Here is a 21,996-nt window from a genome sequence, read left to right on the forward strand (position 1 = left end):
TTTAAGATCGAACCGTTGCCCTAGCAAAATCAATGACTTGCTTTCGTAGGTTCAAATCACCCGCAACCAGTTGCGGAATGCATAAGCGCGTCGGGCAAACAGCGACGATTGCGTATTCCTTGATGTTGGGGAGGAGGACGGATCGTTGACGCGCAATCCGATCATCCTTGTCGTCGAACAGTGTGAGGGAGGCGAGGCCGCACAGTCCCGGCCGGCCCATGGGGCGTGAATAGAAGTCTCGCGCGGCCTGCCGCGCGAGTATCCTGACCAAGGCGACAAGGCGTGGGTCGGGCTTCGATGAGGTGGGCAACGCAAGCTCGTTGGGCGCCTTGAAGCCCACACCGATTGCTTTGGGTGCTGTTTTTCCGGGTCTTTCGATTGCGTGCCCGAACACTGCGCGCATGATTGCGTCCTCCGTGGCCACCCCGCATTCATCCGAAGAGCGCGGTCGCGTGGACTGGCGTCAGCTCCGTCGGAACGTTCATCCACGGCAGTTTGACGTTCTACAGAGTCCGGTTTGCGCCAAGTGCAGCAGCCAACAAGAACGAAATGACCAATGCTCTGCCCGCAGGAGCATCGGTCACTGTAAAGGCCCGGCAAGATCCAAACCGATCCCGCCGTTGCTCAAAGTCAGATGGTCGGACTGACCTGAGCAGAACTCATCGTTGCGTACGGCCAGCCACCGCCCGACACTTTGTCCAGGGAGCTGTCGACGAGCGCATCCTTGTCAGGCGCCGTCGAGATCTGGGATGCATTGTTCTGAGCCGTGTCCTTGAGAGCTTCGGCTTCACCTTTTGAATTCGTATCCTGCGTGTCGGTCATCTCAATCTCCAAATTCATCAATGCAAGTGTTGTATTCGACGTTGTAGCTGCTCGCTAACCCCCTGGGCCGTTGACCGAGTAGGAGGCTCGCGCTGCTGAACTGAACGGCCAAGAGCCGCCTGACACATCGTCCAGGGAGCTATCGCTCAGCCCATCTGCCGTCGTCGAGATCTGGGATGCGTTGTTCTGAGCGGCGTCCTTGCTGCTCCCGAGAGGCTCCGCCGTCGCCGTTGAATTCGCATCCTGCCCATTGGTCATCTTCAATCTCCACTTTGATCTATGTTGATCAGTCAAACCCGACGTCGGAACCCTGCGCTCGGTGAATTTCGGGGATATGGCGGTCCGAAGGGACCGCGGTCTCTGAGCTGTGTGCTCAAAAACCAATCATGTCCGCTTCCCAGGAATGGAGCGAAGCGGACATGCCAAACCAGGCCATCATGCCCGGAACGTCACCATGCCCCGTGGGTGGGAGGCACGCGACCGCCGGACACATCGTCCAGCGAGCTGTCGTTGAGTGCATCCTTTTCAGACGTCGAGATTTGGGGTGCCTTGTTCTGAGCGGCATCCTTGAGGCTTTCGGTCGATTCGGCCGGCGCTTTCGAATTTGTGTCCTGCCTATTGGTCATATTCAATCTCCACTTTCATCAAAGCTGATCGGTTAAACCCGACGCGGCAATCTTAAGGTGAGAAACCGCAGCGAGATTACCGAAGCGACCACGTGCAAAAAATACGGCAGGTGGCGTATTTCGCATTAAAGTGATCTGGCAAATAGATTTGTGGATCCAGATCCTGGCTTGGCGTTGATTGAGATCTTAAGGCCGTTATGGGCGGGTGCGATACATGGGTGGACTGGTGAGGACGATCATTGCTGACGATCACGCCGTCGTTCGGGAAGGCCTGAAGCAGCTTCTGTCGACCGTGGACGGGCTTGCAGTCAGTGGAGAGGCGGCGGACGGTGAAGCCGTTCACCGGTTGCTGAACGAAAGCTCCGCCGATCTTCTCATACTCGATCTCGGCATGCCCGGTGTGAGCGGATTTCAGTTCATCGCCAACCTGAAAGCCGAATGGCCGGAGCTGCGCGTTCTGGTCCTCACCGCCAATGTTGAACCACGTTCCGTCCGGGCCGCTTTCTCCGCAGGCGCGAATGGCTATTTGACCAAGAGCGGCGATCCTTCCGAACTCATCTCTGCCATCGATGCCATCAAAAGAGGCAATGCCTATGTGGCGGAGGAGGTTCGCTTTGCGGTGGACCAGCATGACGGCCCGAATGAAACCCCGGAGCCCACGGCTGCGATAATGTCTCCGGTCGCGCTGACAAGGCGCGAGCGGCAAATCCTGGGGATGATCCCTCACGGCGCAACCAACCGCGACATCGCCAGCCGTCTCGGCATCAGCCCGCTGACCGCCCGGAAACATCGCGAGAATCTCATGCGGAAGCTCGATCTGCACAGCGGCGCCGAATTGACTGCCTACGCGGTTCGTCTCGGCCTTCCAGCGGGCTAGCGCAACGGCAACTCGCAAACGAAGCCGCCGCATCTGCCGGCGCGCGGAGAGGTTTCGATGCAAGAAGACAAGATACGCGCGGCGCTCGTCGAGCTTTTGTATCGCAATTCCTATGGGGTGGTGGTCGCCAACATCCTCATCTCCCTGGCGGCGGCGTACGTCCTGAGGAGCACGGTATCGGCGAGCTGGTTGATCGGATGGCTCAGTGCAGTGTATCTGCTCACCGCCACACGCGTCCTGGCCGCGCGCCGGTTCTTCAGCCGAGATCGAGAGCCTGGGTCCGTGTTGCGATGGGCCTGGCTTGCGGCTGCGTTTTCCTGCGTGTCAGGCCTGCTGTGGGGAATGCTCGGCTGGGTTGGGTTCCTTCCCCAGGAGCCTGTTCTTTTTTCATTCACCGTCATTGTCTTGACCGGTCTGATCTGCGGCACGGTGCCGTCGCTCTCGGCGTTTCCGCCTGCTCTCGTCGGCTCGATCATCGCTACGGTGCTGCCGATCACGGTGCGCTCGATCACCAATGGAGGTGACATCTCCGGCGCATATCTCTCTTTGCTTGCCGGGCTTGTGACCATCAATTTCTATTACTGCCGCACAACGTACCGCATGCTGCGCGAGTCCATCAGGTTGCGCCTGGAAAATGTCGAGCTCGTCGGTCACCTTGAGGAAGAACGCGACCGCGCACAAGCCGCTGATCGTGCCAAAACGCGTTTCCTTGCGGCCGCCAGTCATGACCTGCGCCAGCCGATCCATGCCTTGAGTCTGCTGATCGCCACGCTCGCGGCGCTGGGTCACCGCGGCGCTGTCCAATCCGGCGATGCACGCGATCTGGCCGGCAAGGCAAAATCCATTGTCGGCAACCTCAGCGCCCTTCTGAATGGGTTGCTCGACATCTCCCGGCTTGATGCCGGCGTCGTCACTGTTGCGAGGGAGACGGTGAATCTGTCCCAACTGTTCGACCATCTCAGCAACGAATTCGCTTCAGTGGCGAAGGATCGCGGCCTTGATTGGCGCGTTGTTGAAAGCAGTCTGAAGGTGGACAGCGATCCCATGATGCTGAAGCGGGTCCTGGGCAATCTGCTGTCGAACGCCTTTCGATACACGGGATCCGGCGGCGTTCTGCTCGGCTGCCGCAGGCGCGGCGCTGCGGTGGAAATCCAGATATGGGATACCGGACCCGGCATCCCCGCAGATCAGCAAGCAATGGTCTTCGAGGAGTTCGTGCAATTGCAGAACCCGGCGAGGGATCGCACGCTAGGCCTTGGCCTCGGCCTCGCCATCGTTCGCCGCACCGCCTTGCTGCTTCAACATCCCCTGAAGCTCGTCTCCGTCACCGGGCGCGGTTCGATGTTTTCGGTGACGGTTCCGCAAGCCAGTGCGGTGGCAACTCCTTTGCCCGATAACAAGGCATCGCCCGCAGGCATCGCCGTCAGCATCATGGTTGTGGAAGACGAAGGGGATGTCCTCGATACCATGGTGCAGTTGCTCACGCTCCAGGGGCATCGCGTGTATGGCGGCCGATCTGCCGCCGAGGTGCAACAGATTCATGCAGCGGCGATGGTGGCCGGCGATGCGCCGGTCGATCTGATCATCGCCGACTATCGCCTCGGAGACGGTGCTACGGGGCTGGATGCGATCGAGGCTCTCTGCGCCCATCTCGGCCGCGCGGTCCCCGCCGTCATCGTGACCGGAGATACCTCGCCGTCGCGCATCCGGGAAGCCACCGCCGGCGGTCATCGCATTCTGCACAAGCCGGTCACCGGCGAGGAATTGCACGAAGCGATCGTTGCCGCCTGCGTCGGCGGCAAGGAATCGATCGATAGTGGTCGCTAGAAGGATGTGTGACTGCCCCGAGCTTGGCGATCGTCCCGCCACGGCTGCGATTGTGTCTCGGCGCTGATCTCCACGCCACCATCTGCTGGGCGGGCCCTTCGACATTGGCCTGCCTGCCGGCGACGAAATACGACATCTGCCGTATCGCTCGTGAATCGACCCGGCGATATCTTTCGCCCCGACTGGACGCGCTTGGACAGCAGCCGGTTGGTCAGCTTGACCGGCGCGGCCTCCGATTGGCGCGCTCACATCTCTGTTTGGAAGCGCAGTTGGGTCTGCGGGCTGGAAAAGAATTGCCAACAAGAACCACTTCCGACCCGAAAGTGCGCCGGCGCGGCTTGCTCGCAAGCACCGCACTTGTCGGCGCGATCGTCTCCACCTCCCTCGTTGTTGGCGTCGTCTCCACCTTCGCCGCGGGTGGCGATGGCGGCGGCAATGCCGGATCGGGTGGCGCAGACAGCACGACGACCGCGGGTGGCAACGGTGCACCGGGGGTGGCGGCGGGACAGGGCGGTGGCGGCGGCGGCGCCGGCAGGGGGCCCGGACTTTTCGGCGCCGGCACTGGTGGCGGCGTTGGCGGAACAGGCGACAATGGCGCCGCGGGTGGCGCCGCGGGCAGCGATACGACAGCGGGCAGCGATGGCAGCGCCGGCGTGGCGGCCGGCGATGGCGGCGGCGGTGGCGGTGGCGGCGGCGCAGGGAATGCGCTCGTCACCGGAAGCGGCAGTACGATTGGTAATTTTACTGCGAGCGCGGGTGGCAAGGGCGGCGACGGAAACGGCTCTGGCGGCGGCGGCGGAGGAGGCGCCGGCGGTGCTGTCTTCATTATATCCGGCTCGGGCTCGATAAGTGTCTCTGCCTTCTCTCAGAGCCTGGGAGGCGCGGGTGGCGCGGGTGGCGCAAGTGCGGCGGGGCTGGGCGGTTCGGGCGGCTCTGGCGGTGCAGGCTTTATCCTGTCGACCAGCACCGTGGCGCTGGCCGCGGCTTCCCTTGTCGGCGGCGGCGCAGGTGGCGCGGGCGGTGTTGGCGGCACGGGGACAGGCGCTGGAGGCGCCGGTGGAGCCGGCATTTGGGCCGGTTCCACAACCATCAACAATTTCGGTGGCACGATTACCGGCGGCAATGGCGGTGCGGGCTCGACCAACGGTGCCGGTGGCGCAGGCATCATCGGCTCCGACCTGACGATCACCAACACCGGAACCATCGCGGGCGGACTTGCCGGCGACAGCGTGACGCGGGCCAACGCCATCACCTTCACCGGCGGCACCAATACGCTGGAGCTGCGGGCGGGATCGACCATCACCGGCAATGCGGTGGCGTTCAGCAGTGCCGACACGTTGCGGCTCGGCGGCAGCACGAATGCGACGTTTGACGTGTCTACGATGGGCGCGGCAGCACAGTATCGCGGCTTCGGCATTTTCGCGAAAGCCGGCACCAGCACCTGGACGCTGACCGGCACGAGCGCCTTTAGCGGCACGACCCTCGTCAGTGCCGGGACGCTGCTGGCCGGCAATGCCGGCGCGTTCAGCGCCACCAGCGCGATGACGATCAATGGCGGCATCGTCGATCTCGGCGGGACTGCGCAGACCATCAACAATGTGGCGCTGGCGGGCGGCGTGTTGAGCAACGGCGCGTTGACCGGCGCGGTGACCTCGACCGGCGGCACGCTGAGCCACGTCGGCGGCAGCATGAGCCTGACGGCGAACGGGGGTGTCACCAATATCATCACCCTCAACACGTATACCGGCGCGACCACGGTGAACAACGGCGCAACCTTGCTTGGCGCCAGCCCCGATGCGTTCAGCGCCGCCAGCGTGACGACGATCAACACCGGCGGCACGGTTGATCTCGGCGGTTTTGCGCAGACCATCAACAATGTGGCGCTGGCAGGCGGCCGACTAAGCAACGGCTCCTTGACCGGCGCGGTGATCTCGATCGACGGCGATCTGGTCGATGTCGGCGGCGGCATGAGCCTGACGACGAACAGCGGCACCACCACCCTTGGCGGCACCAACACCTATACCGGCGCCACCACGGTCAACAACGGCGCGACCCTGACGGGCTCCGGTATCAACGCCTTCAGCGCCGTCAGTACGACGACGATCGCCATCGGCGGCGTCGTCAACCTCAACGGCTTTTTGCAGACGATCAATACGGTGGTGCTGGCGGGCGGCCGGCTGGGCAACGGCGCGCTGACCGGCGCGGTAACCTCGACCGGTGGCACCATCGCCAGCGTTGGGGGCAGCATGAACCTGACCGCGAATGGCGGCACCACCATCTTCCTGGTCGGCAACGCCTATACCGGGGCCACCACGGTCAACGACGGTGCCACCCTGTTCAGCGTTGTCGACAATGCGTTCAGCACCGCCAGCACGATGACGATCAACACCGGCGGCACCGTCAATCTCGGCGGCACCGCGCAGACGATCAACGCGGTGGAGCTGGCGGGTGGAACGCTCAAGAGTGGCTTGTTGAACGGCGCGGTGACCTCGACCGGAGGCACGCTCGACGGCCTCCGCGGCGGCATGAGCCTGACGACGAATGGCGGCACCACCACCGTCACCGGCCCCAATGCCTATACCGGTCCCACCACCGTGAATAGCGGCTTGTTGTCGGTCAACGGGTCGATCGTCAGCGACGTGACCGTCAATGCCGGCGGAACGCTCGGCGGCAACGGCACTGTCGGCAACACCACCATTAACGGCGGCGCGTTGGCGCCGGGCAATTCGATCGGCTTGCTCACCGTGCAAGGCAACCTCGTCTTCACCGCGGCTGCGAGCTACATGGTGGAGGTTTCGCCCGTCAGCGCCGACCGCACCAACGTCACGGGTGCGGCGACGCTTGGCGGCGCGACGGTGAACGCGAGCTTTGCGCCGGGCACTTACGTCGCCAAGCAATACACGATCCTCAATGCGGCAGGCGGCGTGAACGGCACATTTTCGTCGCTGGTCAACACCGATCTGCCGTCGGGCTTTACTTCAAGCCTCAGCTACGATGCCCATGATGCCCATAACGTGTATCTCAACCTCGTGCTCGCCTTCATTCCGCCGCCGGGTACGGGGCTGAACGCCAACCAGCAGAATGTCGGCAATGCCCTCGTCAATTCTTTCAACAGCACTGGCGGCATTCCGATCGTGTTCGGGGCGCTGACGCCGGCAGGGCTGACGCAGCTTTCCGGCGAAGCCGGCACCGCGCCGCAGCAGACCACCTTCAATGCGATGAACCAGTTTATGGGCGTGATGACCGATCCGTTCGTCGCTGGACGCGGCGACGGCGTCCCGGTCGGCGGGACGGCTGTCGGTTACGCCGATCAGGGAGCCTTGGCGTATGCGCAAACCCGCAAGCCAAGTGACGCCTTGGCTGCGATCTACACCAAGGCGCCGCCGCGCGCGCCTACGTTCGAACAGCGCTGGAGCGTGTGGGCGGCGGGCTTTGGCGGGTCGCAGACCACCGACGGCAATGTGGCTCTCGGCTCGAACAACACCACAAGCAGCATCTATGGCACGGCGGTCGGCGCCGACTACCGTTTCTCGCCGGATACGCTCGTCGGTTTTGCGCTCGCCGGCGGCGGCACCAATTTCTCGGTTGCAAATAATCTCGGCGGCGGTCGCTCCGACCTGTTCCAGGCCGGTGCGTTCATTCGGCACAATATGGGTGCGGCTTATCTGACCGGTGCGCTTGCCTATGGCTGGCAGGACATCACCACGGATCGCACGGTGACAGTTGCCGGCGTTGACCGGCTGCGCGCCGAGTTCAGGGCCAATGCCTGGTCAGGCCGGCTCGAAGGCGGTTACCGCTTCGTGGCGCTAGGTTTTGGGCTCACGCCTTATGCCGCTGGACAGTTTACGACCGTCGACCTGCCAGCTTACGCCGAAGCGGCCATCGTCGGTAGCAACATCTTTGCGCTGACCTACAATTCGAAGAGCGTCACCGATAGCCGCAGCGAACTCGGCCTGCGCGCTGACAAATCCTTTGCGATGCAGGCCGGCATCTTGACGCTGCGCGGGCGCACGGCGTGGGCGCACGATTTCAACGCGGACCGTTCGATCGCGGCCACCTTCCAGACGTTGCCCGGCGCGAGCTTCGTCGTCAGCGGCGCGGCGCAAGCGTCCGACTCTGCGCTTGCCACCGGCGCCGTCGAGATGAAATGGCTGAGTGGCTGGTCGACAGCGACGACATTCGAGGGAGAGTTCTCCAACGTCACGCGCTCCTACGCCGGAAAAGTTGTCGCGCGATACCAATGGTGACCATCTGCGTATCGTTTGTGGGCATCCGGGGACCGCGCAACGGGCCGCCTACAAAAAGGAAATTTGGACATGGCAATTACCGATAGCTCCCACACCCGGCGACCATCGCCACCTCTCAAGGCGTGGACAATCGCCGTCCTGGCTGGCTTCGGCATTTTACACGTCGTCGGGGGATACGTGCTGCATCACGCGTCGAGTATTCGGCCCATCGAAATGGCAGCAACGGCGATCCACGGCGATTAGTTGGATTGGTCGTTGTCGCTCGAGTGAGTTCAGGCGACCTCATGTTGTCCTGCCATTTGACGACGATCACCATTTTTGAGGAAGCGGTACTATGTCAGACATAGCGGCCTATTTGGTACTGAGTGGGGCGGTTTTCGCGGGCGCGTTCGTGTCCGGCCTTTCCGGGTTTGCGTTCTCGGCGGTCGCCGGCGCCATCCTGCTACACGTTTTTCCGCCCATGGAAGCTGTGCCATTGATGATGGCTTGCAGCATCACCGTGCAAGCGGCCACGCTGATTGCGCTACGCAAGAGCATGCAATGGAAAACCAGCCTCGTTTTCATCGCTGGTGGACTATTAGGAATTCCGATCGCGGTCTATCTCCTGCAGAAGGTGGATACCGGGATCTTCAGACTGGGTTTTGGAACTCTCTTATCCCTTTACGCGACATATGCCTTCTTGCGGCCGACGCCTGCCTTCTCGCGTCGGATGGAGAGCCGGAGCCGGAACGTGCTGGTAGGGTTTGGTGGGGGACTGGTCGGCGGGTTGACCGCGATGCCCGGCACACTTCCTGCGATCTGGTGCGACATCCATGGTCTCCCCAAAAATCAGCAGCGCGGCCTGGTTCAGCCCTTTATATGGGTGATGCAACTGTTCGCCCTCGCTCTCATGCTTTCGCACCACAGCCTCTCGTTAAAGGTCTTGATCGACTTTGGCATTTCTCTGCCCGCCTTAGCTGCTGGAACGGCTGTGGGTATCGTCCTGTTCGGACGGATCAACGAATCAGCCTTCAAACGTATTATCCTGGGCTCGCTGCTGTTTTCGGGACTTTGCCTTGTGATCTAGCAGGGGGGCTTTGTGGAAAGGTGTGAGTGGCTTCTGGCAGGACATCTCACACTTCGCCGCCACCTGCGGCGGCGCAGGGCGTCTCGACATTAGCCTCCTGACCGACGACGAAATACGGCATTTGCCGTATCGCCCAGCGACGGAGATAAAGATATGAAGCTCGGTCATGGGGACGAATGTCGTCTCGAGCATTCGCATGAGACGCTTGGCATTGATGAAACCGGAGATGGAATATGACCGTTGCGCAAGATGCGAATAAACAAGGGGAAGCTGAGGGCCTCGCGGACGCCGCTCAGGACAGAAGTTCCCAGACGTTGTTGACGTCTGAAAAGGATGAGCTCGGCGATAAGTCCCTGGACGATGTTTCAGGCGGCAGCTCTGGGCGGCCATTCACTACCACTGGCAAGGGGGGCTAGAAGGCACCTGAGCCGACGACGGCTCGAAGAGGTCACCTCTGCCGCCGCCCATCGGTCCGGAAATGGTCCATCTCGATATAGGCATGTCCGCTCTACCCATTCCTGGAAGAGCGAACATGCAGTGAGCGCGGGTTGCAATGTCGGGCCCCGATCAGCATGGATGAAACATGGAGATTGAATATGACCAACGGGCAGGACACGAATCCGACAGGGCAGGCCCAGCCTGGTGAGAGGCCCAAGGACGGCGCCGCGAACACGATCTCGTCGACGTCTGACAAGGATGCACTCGGCGAGGGCTCCCTAGACGATGTAGCAGGGGGCGCTTGGCCGAGCAGCACCACTAAAACCACGGTCGTCCCTCCGACTATCTGACCTCAGGGTTCATAGCGTGACCGGCTTGGATATTGCCGAGCCTTTGCGATGACCGATGGTCCCGCGCGCGGGGCGTCGGTCATTTTGCCTTTGGTGCGCCATTGCGGCGGCGGCATTTGACCGCCTCGAGACAGCCATGCCTGCCAATCAGGCATTGTGCTTCGTATGACGCGGCGGGCTGCGGCCAAAGCGAGCGGACGATGTCGAAAAGCTGTTCGCGTGGCCCGATATGAGCGAGTTCGGCGTGGCTGCACGAATGCCAGGCTGCGAGCTGAAGGTTTGGGTTTCAAAAAGCGCGCGGTCAAAGAATTTGCCAGCGCGGGCAGGCGATATCCTGCTTGAAAAGATGAAAGCATTCCGGCTCAACTTGAGCCCAGCCGAAGTGGGTTCGGCATTTGCGGGAGCCTGTGTGAAGCGGGGGACGGAGCGAATCTTTCGGGACGCGGCCATCGAGCGGCTTTCGAATCCCGAACAGCTCGATCATGTCGTCGGCGTCACGCGCCCGTTCGACTGGATGGCCGCAGCGGCGCTGGCGCTGGGTCTTGCCGTGCTGCTCGCCTGGAGCGTGCTGGGCCGCATTCCGACCCGCGTGTCCGGCGATGGCATTTTGTTGAGCAGCGGTGGTCGCCTGGTCGACGCCGTGTCCGCGGTCAGTGGAAGGCTAGCCTCGCTCGACGTCGGTATCGGCGACGAGGTCCGCCGTGATCAGGTGATTGCCCGGGTCGCGCAGACCGAGACCGAGCAGCGGCTTCAGCAGGCGAGGGACGTCCTGCGCGAGCGCGAGCGCGAGCATGCCGAGCTCACCGGGGCGATCTCGCGCGAGATCGATGCCAAGCTTGCGAATTATGCGGCTCAGGAAGCCGGCCTTGCCAACGTGATTGCGGCCGCCGAGCGGCGCACCGCCTATCTCACAGACGAGGTGGCCAAGCTCGAGCCTGCCGCGGCAAACGGAACCGTCACGCGCAGATATCTCGAGGACCGCCGGGTCGAGCTCAACAATGCGCGGGAGCGCATCACCGACGCGAAGAACGACATCCTCAAGCTCAACGCGCAGCGGCTGGATCTGCAGAGCCAGCGTGAGCGCGATCGGCTGCAGTCGGAATTCAAGGTGAACGATGCAAGGCGGACGGTCGAGCAGATTGCAGCCGACCTGGAGCGGGGGTCGCGGATCGTCAGCCCCGCTGATGGCCGCGTCGTCGAGGTCAAGGTATCCGGCGGCGCCGTGCTGACAACGGGGATGCCGATCGTGGAAATCGAGACCGCGGGCCAGGTTCTGGAGGCGACCGTCTATATGCCGCCGGACCGCGGCAAGAACATCAGGCCGGGTATGGAGGTTCGTGTCGAGCCGACCACCGTCAAGCGGGAAGAATACGGCGCGATTGTCGGCAGGGTGGTGACGGTCTCGGATTTCCCTGTGACGCCGCAGGGCATGTTGGCGGACCTGCACAACGACGCGCTGGTGAAGCGCTTTTCGCAGGACGGCGCGCCCTATGCGGCGAAGGTGACCCTGGAGCGCGATCCTTCTACCGCCAGCGGGTATCGCTGGACCTCCGGCAAGGGGCCGCCGATCCTGCTCTCGAGCGGCACGTTGACCCGCGCCGAAGTCACGACGCGCGAGCAACCGCCGATCGATCTGGTGATCCCGCTGATGAAGCGGCTTAGTGGCATTGGTGGCTAGGAATACCAGTGCATGACCGGGTTATCGCATCAAGCTGACAATCGGCCGGGTTTGCTCGATCGCCTCGGCAACAAGATCGGCCGCATGCGACGGCGCCGGGTCACCCCCACGGTGTTCCAGATGGAAGCACTGGAATGCGGCGCAGCCTCGCTCGCGATGATTCTGGCCTATCACGGTCTTTGGGTGCCGCTGGAAAAGCTGCGCGAAGCCTGTGGCGTTTCGCGGGACGGCAGCAAGGCCAGCAATGTGCTGAAGGCTGCGCGACAGTTCGGATTGACCGCAAAAGGTTTCAGGAAGGAGCCGGCGACGCTCCATGAGCTGCCGATGCCCTCGATCATCCACTGGAACTTCAATCATTTCGTGGTACTGGAAAAGCTGGATTCGGATTGCGCCTATGTCAACGACCCTTCCGTCGGGCGTCGCAAGGTCGGCCACGAGGAATTTGACGCAGCCTTCACCGGCGTGGTCCTGGCGATGGAGCCGGGTCCCGGGTTCAAGGCAGGCGGCCGCGAGCCCGATTTCTTTCCGCTGCTGCTGCGGCAACTGTCGAATTCATTCGGGGCGGTGGTGCTGCTGGTTGCACTCAGCATGGCGCTCGTGGTGCCTGCCATACTGGTCCCGGCATTCGCGAAGATCTTTGTCGATGACGTGTTGATCAAGCGCGCCGAGGGCTGGTTCACGCCTTTATTGATCGGCATGGGGATCACCGCGCTGGCGCGGGCGCTGATGACCGCGTTTCAACAATCGTTGCTCCTGCGCATCCAGACCAAGCTCACGGTGACGATGGTCAGCCGGTTGATCTGGCACGTCCTGACCCTTCCGATGGAGTTCTTCACTCAACGGCGTTCGGGCGATCTCGCCAACCGCGTCGCTGCCAGCGAACAGATCGCCCAGCTCCTTTCGAACGGGGTGGCCGCCAATGCGCTGAATCTGGTCTCGGTCATCTTCATCGCCATCACGATGGCGTTCTACGACGGCCTTCTGGCCGCGATCAGCGTCGCCATGGCTCTGCTCAATGTCGTCGTTCTCAGGCTGGTTGCGCGCCAGCGCGAGAACCTCAACCGCAAGCTCGTCATCGAACGGGCCAAGCTGAACGGAAGCACCATCGAGATCATCCGCACGATCGAAACCATCAAGGCCGGCGGTCTGGAGGATGACGCCTTCGCGCGCTGGGCGGGATTTCAGGCAAAAGTCCTGAACGCCGAGCGCGATCTCGGCGTCTACTCGACTTTCCTGGACGCCTGCCCGATCTTCCTGACTGGATTGACCATCGCGGTCGTGCTGGGCGTGGGCGGCTTACGGATAGTCGATGGCGCATTGACCATCGGCGGCCTCGTCGCGCTGCAGGCGCTGCTTGCGAGCCTGGTCGAGCCGGTCAACGCGCTCGTACAGCAGACCACTGCGTTCCTTACCATCAAGGGCAATTTGTTCCGGATCGAGGACGTCTTCAACTATCCCGCCCGTCCCTTGGTGCCGATTGAGCACGCGCCGGCAGGCATGCCGCCGAAGCTCTCGGGCCGGGTCGAGCTCAAGGATATTTCGTTCGGCTATTCCGCGCTCGAGCCGCCGCTGATTGAGGATTTCTCGCTGGTCGTCGAGCCCGGCCGCCGGGTGGCCCTGATCGGGTCATCTGGCAGCGGCAAATCCACGATCGGACGGTTGATCAGCGGGCTCTACCGGCCGTGGTCCGGCGACATCTGCATCGACGGCTGGCCACTTGCGGAGATTCCCCAGGAGATCTTCACCAACTCGGTCGCCTATGTCGATCAGGAGATCCTGCTGTTCGAAGCGACCGCCCGCGATAACCTCACGCTCTGGGACGACACCGTGCCCGAAGCCAGCGTGTCGCGCGCGCTGAAAGATGCGGTGATCCATGAGGAAGTCGCTGTCCGCGCCGGCAATTACGATTGCCAGATTGCCGAGGACGGCAGGAATTTCAGCGGCGGCCAGCGACAACGGCTTGAAATCGCGCGGGCGCTGGTGGGCAATCCTTCCGTGATCGTGCTCGACGAGGCGACTTCAGCGCTGGATCCGATCGTCGAAAAGGCAATCGACGATAATCTCCGGCGCAGGGGCTGTACCTGCATCATCGTCGCCCACCGGCTCAGCACGATTCGCGACTGTGACGAGATCCTGGTGATGAACAACGGGCGGGTCGTGCAGCGGGGGACGCATCAGGAGCTGCTTGCCGAGGGCGGCGAATATGTCCAGCTGGTATCGGCCGAATGAACAGTGCGTATCAGCCTCCACATCTCGAAATCCCGCCCTTGAGCGAAGTCGCCTCGTCCGCCCCGGTGGCGCTCGAGAGCCATCGACCGCTACCGATCGATGACGTCGATCGCGTCCTTCACGTCGTGCGTGGCTATGTCGACATTTTTGCGGTGAGGGAGACTGCCGCGGGCGAGCCGAGCCGGCGGCATCATCTGTTTCGGGTCGAGCAGGGCGGCGTCGTTTTCGGCCTGCCCGGTATCTGCGATGCGAGCAGCAATTCGCTTGCCGCTATTGCGGTTGGCGGTCTCGAGACGGAGATCGTGATCGGTCGTCGCGGCCGTTTTGCGGATCGGGACAGGATCGACGCATGGACTGCGCAGGTCGCAGGACTCATCGCAGCCTCCCCTGCAGGAGCACTCGTGCAGCAGGCCGCGATCGGATCGCAATACACCCTGGCGTCGACGGAGTTTCTCCGGTTGTCCGGCCGGCGGGTCGGCTGGATTGGGATCGAGCGCGGGACCATCGGCGTGATGGCGATGCCGGAGAGCGATGCCTCAGACGTCCCCGTGCCGATGCCGCCGGGAACGTGGATCGTCGCCCGTGAGGAGGCCACCCTGACGGTTCGGGAGAGCGGGGCGTTTCCGCTTGCCGAGATATGGGCCGGCCTCGATCGATTCCATGTACGCGTGATGGAGAGCCTGCGTCGCAGGATCGACGAGGACGCCGTCGCGGAGGCCGAGCGCCTGCGCCAGCGTTCGAATCTCAACCGGATGCGGACCAGAAGCGTTGTTGGTCGTCTTGCCGGGATCATCGCCGCCGAAGCCGGATCGCAGTCCGGCACGGTTGGCGCCAGCCATCTGCTTGCCGCCTGCCGGAAGGTCGGAGATGCCATGGGCATATCGCTCGAAGCTCCGGCCAGCATGCTGTCCGGAAGCGACGATCTCGCGAACGCAACGATCATCGCAAGGGCGTCGCGGGTGCGGAGCCGGCGCCTGTTGCTGCGAGCGGAGTGGTGGACAAACAGCGCCGGTCCGTTCGTTGCGTTTCTCGGCGAAGACCGACGGGCTGTCGCGGTCCTGCCGGGGCCAAGCGGTCGCCACATCATCGTCGATCCCGGTGCCGGCACGCGCCGCGACCTGACGCGGGCGACCGCATCCGAGCTGGCTCCCGAAGCCGTGACGTTCTATCGGCCGCTGCCGTCGCGGGCCCTGATGGTTCGCGATCTCTTCACATTCGGCGCCGCGATGGTTCGGGCCGATCTCCTGCGCATCATGCGGGCGGCCTTGTCCCTCGGCCTTCTCGCGCTGGCGCCGCCCCTGGTCACCAAGCTTCTGATCGATTCCGTGCTGCCGCGCGCGGAAGCCGACCAGCTCCTGATCTGCACCATCGCGCTCATTGTCGTGACTTTGGTCGCCGGCGGATTTCAGATGATGCAGGGGATCGCCATGCTCCGGCTCGAGAGCCGGCTGGATTGGGCGTTTCAGGCGGCGGTCGTCGACCGTCTGCTGCGGATGCCGGTCGCGTTCTTCCGCGACTTTTCCGTCGGCGATCTCGGCGACCGCGCGCTTGGGATCGAAGCCGTGCGCACGATCGTCACCGGCCGCGTCATTCGCGGATGCTTGGCCCTGGTACCCTGCTTCTTCAGTTTTGCCGTGATGCTGTACCTCGATGTCAGGCTTGGCATGTTGGCTGCTGCACTCGCCGTGCTGCGCGTCGCAATCGTGGTGGCGATCAGTCTGGCCCGGCTGTCGCATGAACGCGAGAGCCTTCATCTGCAGGGACTGCTGGAGGGATTGGTTCTGCAGTTTATCACCGGCGTCGGAAAACTGCGGATCGCCAATGCGACCATGCACGCGCTGGCCATCTGGGTCGAGCGCTTCGCCGAACAGAAGCGCAATTTCGTCACGTCGCAGCGCGCGCGAAATCTGCAGAAGAGCCTCGAAGCGGCATTTCCGCCATTGGCGACGCTGCTGATCTTTGCGGTGGCTGAGAATGTGTCTGGCCTCAAGCACGACCTCGGCACCTTCCTCGCGTTCTATGCGGCATTCGGCCTGTCGCTCGCTGCGGTCGGCGAGTGGGCGCAGGCCGTCGGCGAACTGCTGGTCGCCATCCCGAGGATCGAGCGGCTCCGGCCGATCATCTCGACGGCGACTGAAATCAGCGACGACCGGAAATCGGTCGGCGACATCAGCGGCGCGATCGAGTTCGCCAATGTGTCGTTCCGCTATGGTGGCGACGGGCCGCCGATTCTCGACGACATCAGCCTCAGCATCGGCGCAGGCGAGTACCTCGCCATTGTCGGCCCGTCGGGAAGCGGGAAATCGACACTTTTCCGTCTGCTGCTCGGCTTCGAGAAGCCTCAAGCGGGCGTAATTTTTGTCGACGGTAAGTCACTCGAGACTATCGACATTGGACTGCTGCGTCGGAAGGCCGGTGTCGTGCTGCAGAATTCCAGGCTCGCATCCGGCAGCATCTATGACAACATCTGCGGCGGAGCCCAACTGTCGATTGACCGCGCCTGGGAGATTGCACGGCTGGCGGGACTCGATGCCGACATCGAAACCATGCCCATGGGCATGCAAACGATCATTGCCGAAGGCATCAGCCCGCTTTCGGGCGGTCAACGCCAGCGACTGCTGATCGCGCGGGCGCTTGCCCACGGACCGAAGCTCCTGCTGATGGATGAGGCGACCAGCGCGCTCGACAATCCGACCCAGGCCGTTGTCAGCGATTCGATATCGCGGCTCAATCTGACTCGCATCGTCATCGCACACCGGCTCAGCACCGTTCAGTCGGCGGACCGGATTGTCGTCCTGGGTGGTGGGAGGATCGTACAGACCGGCACCTTTGCCGAGCTGATGGCGCAGCCGGGCCTGTTTACGGATTTCGCAGAACGTCAACTGGCTTAGGGAGCCGATATGCGCAAGGTCCTCTTCATATTTGGCGTGCTGAATGATTCCGACATCGACTGGATGGCGCGTACCGGCTTCCGCCGCGGAATTGGACGACAGGAAGTCTTGATCCGGGAGGGCGTGCCGATCGACGCGATGGTCCTGCTGTTGCAGGGAAGGATGGGCGTGAGCGTGTCCGGCGCCGGTGAGATCGCCCAGCTCGAGGCCGGTGACTTCATTGGCGAGATGTCGCTGGTCGATTCGGTGCCGCCCTCGGCCACGGTTGCTGCGAAGATCGATTCCGTCGCCCTTTTTCTCGACAAGAAAATCCTGCTCCGGAAGCTCGCGGGAGACCACGCGTTCGCCAGCCGATTTTATCGCGCTCTCGCAATCCTGCTGTCGGATCGCCTGCGGGCCACCGAGCGCAGGATGGCCTACGGCGAGCAGGACCATGGACTGGGTGACGAAGCGATACGCCTGAAGGATGAGCTTGATCCTGGCGTCCTCGATCAGGTGTCGGTGGCAGGCGAGCGATTTGACCGTCTGCTCAAGTTTGTCGAGCAGGTCGCGATGAAGGGTGCCAAATCCTGAGGTCGAGGCAGGGCCTTTCGGAATTTCCCGCTTACCGACGACGAAGTACGACATCTGCCGTATCGCTCGCAAACGAATCCAACGGTACCTTTCCCCCTCAAGCGCACCAAGCAAAGGAGCATTTGATGACGGACGACAAGTTGCATCAACAAGCGAACAGCGCTCCGACTGGGCAGCAAGTGAGCGAGCAAAAGATCTCGTCAAACTCGCATAAGGATGCGCTCGGCGACAGCTCGCTGGATGACGTTTCAGGCGGGCTTTGGCCGTCTGTAATGTCCGGCAGCACATACAACCGGACCATCTGATTTCTTGCTGACCAACAACGCGCGTCATCCGATGGCGTGATCGAAGAGTTCGGCCCGGCCGCGGTGCATCGGGCCGGAAATAGCCATCGCGTAAATACTCGCTTCTCCGCTTTGCCCATTCCCGGTGGAAAGGGCGTCAGGTCATCGTGCGCCCGACACGGTTCGAACGTGTGACCTCTGCCTTCGGAGCAAGATAACGTACCCATCCGAAAAATGCGATAGGGCACGCTATGCTACGCTATCCACCTGAAGCAACTGGGTATTCTCAACAACAACAGCGACGTTCCTATCCGAAACCCCGCACCGATTTTCTCCCGCCTGCTTACGCGTTGCTTACTTGGGAGATCGCGCCTGGAACGAAGGAACGTCATGGTCAAGATCACGAAGAGGGTTGTCGAGGCGGCGGATGCCCGAGAGAAGGACTACCTCATCTGGGACGACGAGCTACCGGGCTTTGGACTCCGGGTTTTTAGCTCCGGAAAGCGCAGCTACGTCATCCAGTATCGATCGAGAGGTCGGTCTCGTCGATACACAATTGGGCTTCACGGAGCCTGGGCACCAGAGACGGCACGCCGAGAGGCAAGGGTGCAACTCGGCCGGGTCGCTGGGGGTGATGATCCCGTCGAAGATCGCCAACTCGATCACAAGGCGATCACTGTGAGGGAGCTGTGCACCCGCTATCTCGCGGATCTGCAGGCCGGCCTCATCCTTGGGAAAGGCGGGCGACCGAAGAAGGCCTCAACGATCACCACAGACACGGGCCGCATTGAGCGGCACATCATTCCGCTCCTAGGAACCAGGCGGGTCAAGGATCTCACCAAGACCGACATCAACAAGGTCCTCAAGGACATCATGGCCGGAAAGACCCGGGTGTCGGTCAAGACTAAGAAGCTGCGCGGCAAGGCCATCGTCCGGGGCGGCGCTGGAACGGCCACGCGTACCGTGGGCCTTCTCGGCGGCATCCTTACCTACGCCGTCGAAGCAGGGATCATCGAGAGCAACCCGGCCCATGGTATCCGCAAGCCAAAGGACAATGTGCGAAAGCGTCGACTATCGGAGGCGGAGTATCGAATACTCGGTCGGATGCTCCGCGACGCCGCCAAGCAGCAGAAATACACCACGATCGGGGACATTGTCCGTCAGATTGCGCTGACCGGCTCCCGGCGAAGCGAAATGATCGGCTTGAAATGGACGGAGGCTGATACCGAGGCGAGTTGTTTGCGACTGGAGGACAGTAAGGAAGGTGAATCGATCCGCCCCGTAGGATTGCCTGTCGTCGAATATCTCGAGCAGCGTCGCACCGACCATGTCGGCACATTTGTTTTCCCGGGGCAGGGCGAGGACAACGCGTTCGGCAGTTTCCCGAGCCATTGGAAGCATATCTTCAAGGACTCCCCGCTATCCGATGTGACGCCGCACGTCCTCCGTCACAGCTTCGCGAGCATGGCCAACGATCTCGGCTTTACCGAGGTGACCATCGCGGCTCTGGTCGGTCATGCCAAAGGTTCGGTGACGAGCAAGTACATCCATACGCTTGACACCGCGCTCATCATGGCTGCGGACACCATCTCGGGCTATATTCAGGGGCTCCTTGACGGCATCGAATTCAAGCAAACCGCCTACGCGTTGGACCGCGATTCACGAAAAGCCGCGCTGGCCCGCTTCTTAAAGAAGGCATCCAACGGCGACCACGAAGACGGCGAAGAGGATCGCCGCTTGGCCGCCTAGGTATAATCGGCGCTTAGTGGGGTTGCAGGCGACTTATCCCCAAAGAGAATGCGCTCCGTAGATGCCAATCCTGACAGAAAACCTCGGCCAGACCCAAAGTCAGGCAGTCGCCACCGCCTCCCGTCGAGCAATCCTGCGCAACACCTCCGGGGGCACACCGAAGGCCCGGAGAAACGCCCGCCGCATGCGTTCGCGGTCAGCAAAACCCGCTTCCTGCGCTACGACGTTAACCGTGTGCCGCCCTTCCTCCATCATGAACCTGGCAGCTTCCAGCCGAAGTCGCTCGACAGCCTTCGCCGGGGGCTGACCCGTCTCGGCCAGAAAAGAGCGGCTGAACTGACGAGGGCTGAGGTTGGCGACGGCCGCAAGCTCCTCGATTGTGAGCGGATTCCGCAGATTTTGACGGATGTACGCCACGACCAATTCTATGCGATCGGATTTCGGCGTCATGTCGAGGAGAGCGGAATGCTGTGTTTGTCCGCCCATCCGACGTTGATTAATGACCATAAGCTTGGCAGCGACCTTCGCAACTTCGGGACCCAGGTCCTTATCGATCATCGCTAGGACAAGGTCGATTCCTGCGGTCATTCCAGCCGACGTCCAGATCGGACCGTCATTGATGTCGATCCGGTCCTCCTCCATCCTGACATCCGGAAACCGAGCCTTGAAACTTGCCGCTTGAATCCAATGCGTTGTCGCACGGCGACCATCAAGAAGTCCGGCTTCAGCGAGAACAAACGCCCCGTTGCAAAATGAAGCGGTGCGCCTCGACGCCCTCGCAGCTTCTTGCACGAAGGCAATCAAGTTTGCGCTCGATGGGGCCATTTCGAACGCGGTGATCGCGCCGACAATAATTGTATCAAAAGCCGGATCGCCGAATGCTTCGGTGTCAACGGTCAAACCACAGGAAGATCGAACGGGACCGCCGTGCTCTGACAACAGATGGAGGTCATAGTGGGTATCGGCCGGAGGCGGCTTCGCAAGCCCGAATCCCGTCATTTCGAATGCCGTCATGGGCGCAAGACTCAAGAGCTGGAAGTCGTGCGGGACAATGAGACCTACCCGATGCATGGCTGCTCCTACTGTCCGAAATGTGGATGATAGTCCAGACGGGTATCATCCAGGAGGCATGCTCTGCTGTCGAACCCGGATGCTCACGCACGGGCCGGATGGCCGAGAGCGCCGTTCGGCCCCGCATTGAGAGCCAGACTCAAGCCTACATTTTTTATAGCCCAAGTCAGGCAGCCGCCACCGCCTCCCGTCGAGCGTTCCTGCGCAATATCTCCGGTGGCACGCCGAAGGTCCGGAGGAACGCGCGCCGCATGCGTTCTCGGTCCACAAAGCCCGTTTCCCGCGCCACGACGTTAACCGTGTGCCGTCCCTCTTCGATCATGAACCTAGCGGCCTCCAGCCGGAGCCGCTCCACGGCTTTTGCTGGTGACTGGCCGGTCTCAGCCAGAAAGGCGCGGCTGAACTGGCGGGGGCTCAGGTTGGCGACCGCCGCAAGCTCTTCGATCGTCAATGGGTTCTGCAAATTTTGGCGGATGTGCGCCAGGACCAATTCGATGCGATCGGACTTCGGCGTCATATCAAGGAGTGCGGAATGCTGTTTTTGTCCACCCATCCGACGCTGGTTCATGACCAGAAGCCTAGCGACCATTTTCGCGGCTTCGGGACCGAGATCATTATCGATCAACGCCAGAACGAGGTCGATCCCCGCGGTCATTCCCGCCGAAGTCCAGACCGGTCCGTCATTGATGTAGATGCGGTCCTCCTCCGCCCTGACATCCGGGAACCGAGCCCTGAAACTATCTGCATGAGCCCAATGCATCGTCGCGCGTCGACCATTCAGAAGGCCCGCTTCAGCCAGCACAAACGCGCCGCTGCAGATCGAGGCGATCCGCCTGGATGCTTTGGCTGCCTCCTGCACGAACGCGATCATGGTCGCATCGGACGAAGGCATGTCCATCTCGGTGATCGAACCCACGATAACTGTGTCGAAGGCGGGATCTCCGAACGCCTCGGTTTGCAGCGTCATTCCTGACGAAGACCGAACCGGACCGCCATGCTCTGACAACAAATGGATGTCGTAGCGCTGGTCGGCGGGAGGCAGATTGACGATTTCGAATGCCGTCAGAGCCGCAAGGCTCATCAGCTGAAACCGTTGCGGCACGATGAAACCGACCCGATGCATTTTCGCTCCTGTGGCACGAATGGTGGCAAGAACGACCTACGTCAGCCCCGCCGTAATCGCTAGAGTCCGAGCAACAAATCTCGCACTGGCTCCTCGCCGCTAAGCGACACCCATGTCAGCGCTTCCGTGAGGAAGAAAGGATGAT

General features: G+C 62.1%; 16 protein-coding genes. 11 read left to right on the forward strand and 5 right to left on the reverse strand.

All coding sequences use genetic code 11. The annotated features are described in order from the left end of the window. Position 1: 1 nt before the first annotated feature. The 3 genes from ABIA90_RS43215 to ABIA90_RS43225 all read right to left on the reverse strand — a co-directional run bounded on the left by ABIA90_RS43215 (position 2) and on the right by ABIA90_RS43225 (position 1,448). Entirely contained in the window at positions 2-403 is a 402-nt protein-coding gene (locus tag ABIA90_RS43215; protein WP_354121856.1) for a hypothetical protein, read from the reverse strand. Between the two features lie 227 nt (positions 404-630). Then, positions 631-822 (reverse strand): hypothetical protein, encoded by a 192-nt coding sequence (locus ABIA90_RS43220; RefSeq protein WP_354121855.1) that lies wholly within the window; start codon positions 820-822, stop codon positions 631-633. A gap of 449 nt (positions 823-1,271) precedes the next feature. Beyond that, positions 1,272-1,448, reverse strand: a complete 177-nt coding sequence (locus ABIA90_RS43225; protein WP_247458543.1) for a hypothetical protein — start codon at positions 1,446-1,448, stop codon at positions 1,272-1,274. 214 nt (positions 1,449-1,662) lie between these two features. Between ABIA90_RS43225 and ABIA90_RS43230 the strand changes: the two genes are divergently transcribed. The 11 genes from ABIA90_RS43230 to ABIA90_RS43280 all read left to right on the forward strand — a co-directional run bounded on the left by ABIA90_RS43230 (position 1,663) and on the right by ABIA90_RS43280 (position 19,657). Continuing rightward, positions 1,663-2,325 carry a response regulator gene (locus tag ABIA90_RS43230; RefSeq protein ID WP_354116245.1) on the forward strand — a complete coding sequence of 221 codons (663 nt, stop codon included), beginning with the start codon at positions 1,663-1,665 and terminating at the stop codon, positions 2,323-2,325. Between the two features lie 57 nt (positions 2,326-2,382). After that, positions 2,383-4,152 carry a hybrid sensor histidine kinase/response regulator gene (locus tag ABIA90_RS43235; RefSeq protein ID WP_247314875.1) on the forward strand — a complete coding sequence of 590 codons (1,770 nt, stop codon included), beginning with the start codon at positions 2,383-2,385 and terminating at the stop codon, positions 4,150-4,152. Between the two features lie 293 nt (positions 4,153-4,445). Beyond that, positions 4,446-8,399, forward strand: a complete 3,954-nt coding sequence (locus ABIA90_RS43240) for an autotransporter domain-containing protein (protein ID WP_354121854.1) — start codon at positions 4,446-4,448, stop codon at positions 8,397-8,399. A gap of 69 nt (positions 8,400-8,468) precedes the next feature. After that, a complete protein-coding gene (locus tag ABIA90_RS43245) occupies positions 8,469-8,642 on the forward strand; it encodes a hypothetical protein (RefSeq protein ID WP_354116247.1) in 174 nt (57 codons plus the stop codon). A gap of 91 nt (positions 8,643-8,733) precedes the next feature. Next, on the forward strand, positions 8,734-9,465 hold the full coding sequence (locus ABIA90_RS43250; protein ID WP_247314876.1) for a sulfite exporter TauE/SafE family protein: 732 nt from the start codon (positions 8,734-8,736) through the stop codon (positions 9,463-9,465). Between the two features lie 1,197 nt (positions 9,466-10,662). Then, positions 10,663-11,931 (forward strand): NHLP bacteriocin system secretion protein, encoded by a 1,269-nt coding sequence (locus ABIA90_RS43255; protein ID WP_354121853.1) that lies wholly within the window; start codon positions 10,663-10,665, stop codon positions 11,929-11,931. A 12-nt stretch (positions 11,932-11,943) separates the two neighbouring features. Beyond that, complete coding sequence (locus tag ABIA90_RS43260) at positions 11,944-14,160, forward strand: NHLP family bacteriocin export ABC transporter peptidase/permease/ATPase subunit (RefSeq protein ID WP_354121852.1); 2,217 nt, start codon at positions 11,944-11,946, stop codon at positions 14,158-14,160. Between the two features lie 38 nt (positions 14,161-14,198). Beyond that, positions 14,199-17,051: an NHLP bacteriocin export ABC transporter permease/ATPase subunit gene (locus ABIA90_RS43265; protein ID WP_354121850.1), complete on the forward strand. Its 2,853-nt coding sequence runs from the start codon at positions 14,199-14,201 to the stop codon at positions 17,049-17,051. 63 nt (positions 17,052-17,114) lie between these two features. Further along, on the forward strand, positions 17,115-17,624 hold the full coding sequence (locus ABIA90_RS43270) for a cyclic nucleotide-binding domain-containing protein (RefSeq protein WP_247314881.1): 510 nt from the start codon (positions 17,115-17,117) through the stop codon (positions 17,622-17,624). A 125-nt stretch (positions 17,625-17,749) separates the two neighbouring features. Next, positions 17,750-17,929: a hypothetical protein gene (locus tag ABIA90_RS43275; RefSeq protein WP_247314882.1), complete on the forward strand. Its 180-nt coding sequence runs from the start codon at positions 17,750-17,752 to the stop codon at positions 17,927-17,929. Positions 17,930-18,298: 369 nt separating this feature from the next. Continuing rightward, complete coding sequence (locus ABIA90_RS43280; protein ID WP_247314883.1) at positions 18,299-19,657, forward strand: tyrosine-type recombinase/integrase; 1,359 nt, start codon at positions 18,299-18,301, stop codon at positions 19,655-19,657. A 99-nt stretch (positions 19,658-19,756) separates the two neighbouring features. Here the strand turns inward: ABIA90_RS43280 and ABIA90_RS43285 are convergent, their stop codons facing one another. Continuing rightward, complete coding sequence (locus tag ABIA90_RS43285) at positions 19,757-20,728, reverse strand: GlxA family transcriptional regulator (RefSeq protein ID WP_354121849.1); 972 nt, start codon at positions 20,726-20,728, stop codon at positions 19,757-19,759. 166 nt (positions 20,729-20,894) lie between these two features. Beyond that, a complete protein-coding gene (locus ABIA90_RS43290; RefSeq protein ID WP_247314885.1) occupies positions 20,895-21,851 on the reverse strand; it encodes a GlxA family transcriptional regulator in 957 nt (318 codons plus the stop codon). Positions 21,852-21,996 lie beyond the last annotated feature (145 nt).

Origin of the sequence: Bradyrhizobium sp. LA6.8 (assembly GCF_040547935.1) — a bacterium.
GTDB classification, from domain to species: domain Bacteria; phylum Pseudomonadota; class Alphaproteobacteria; order Rhizobiales; family Xanthobacteraceae; genus Bradyrhizobium; species Bradyrhizobium barranii.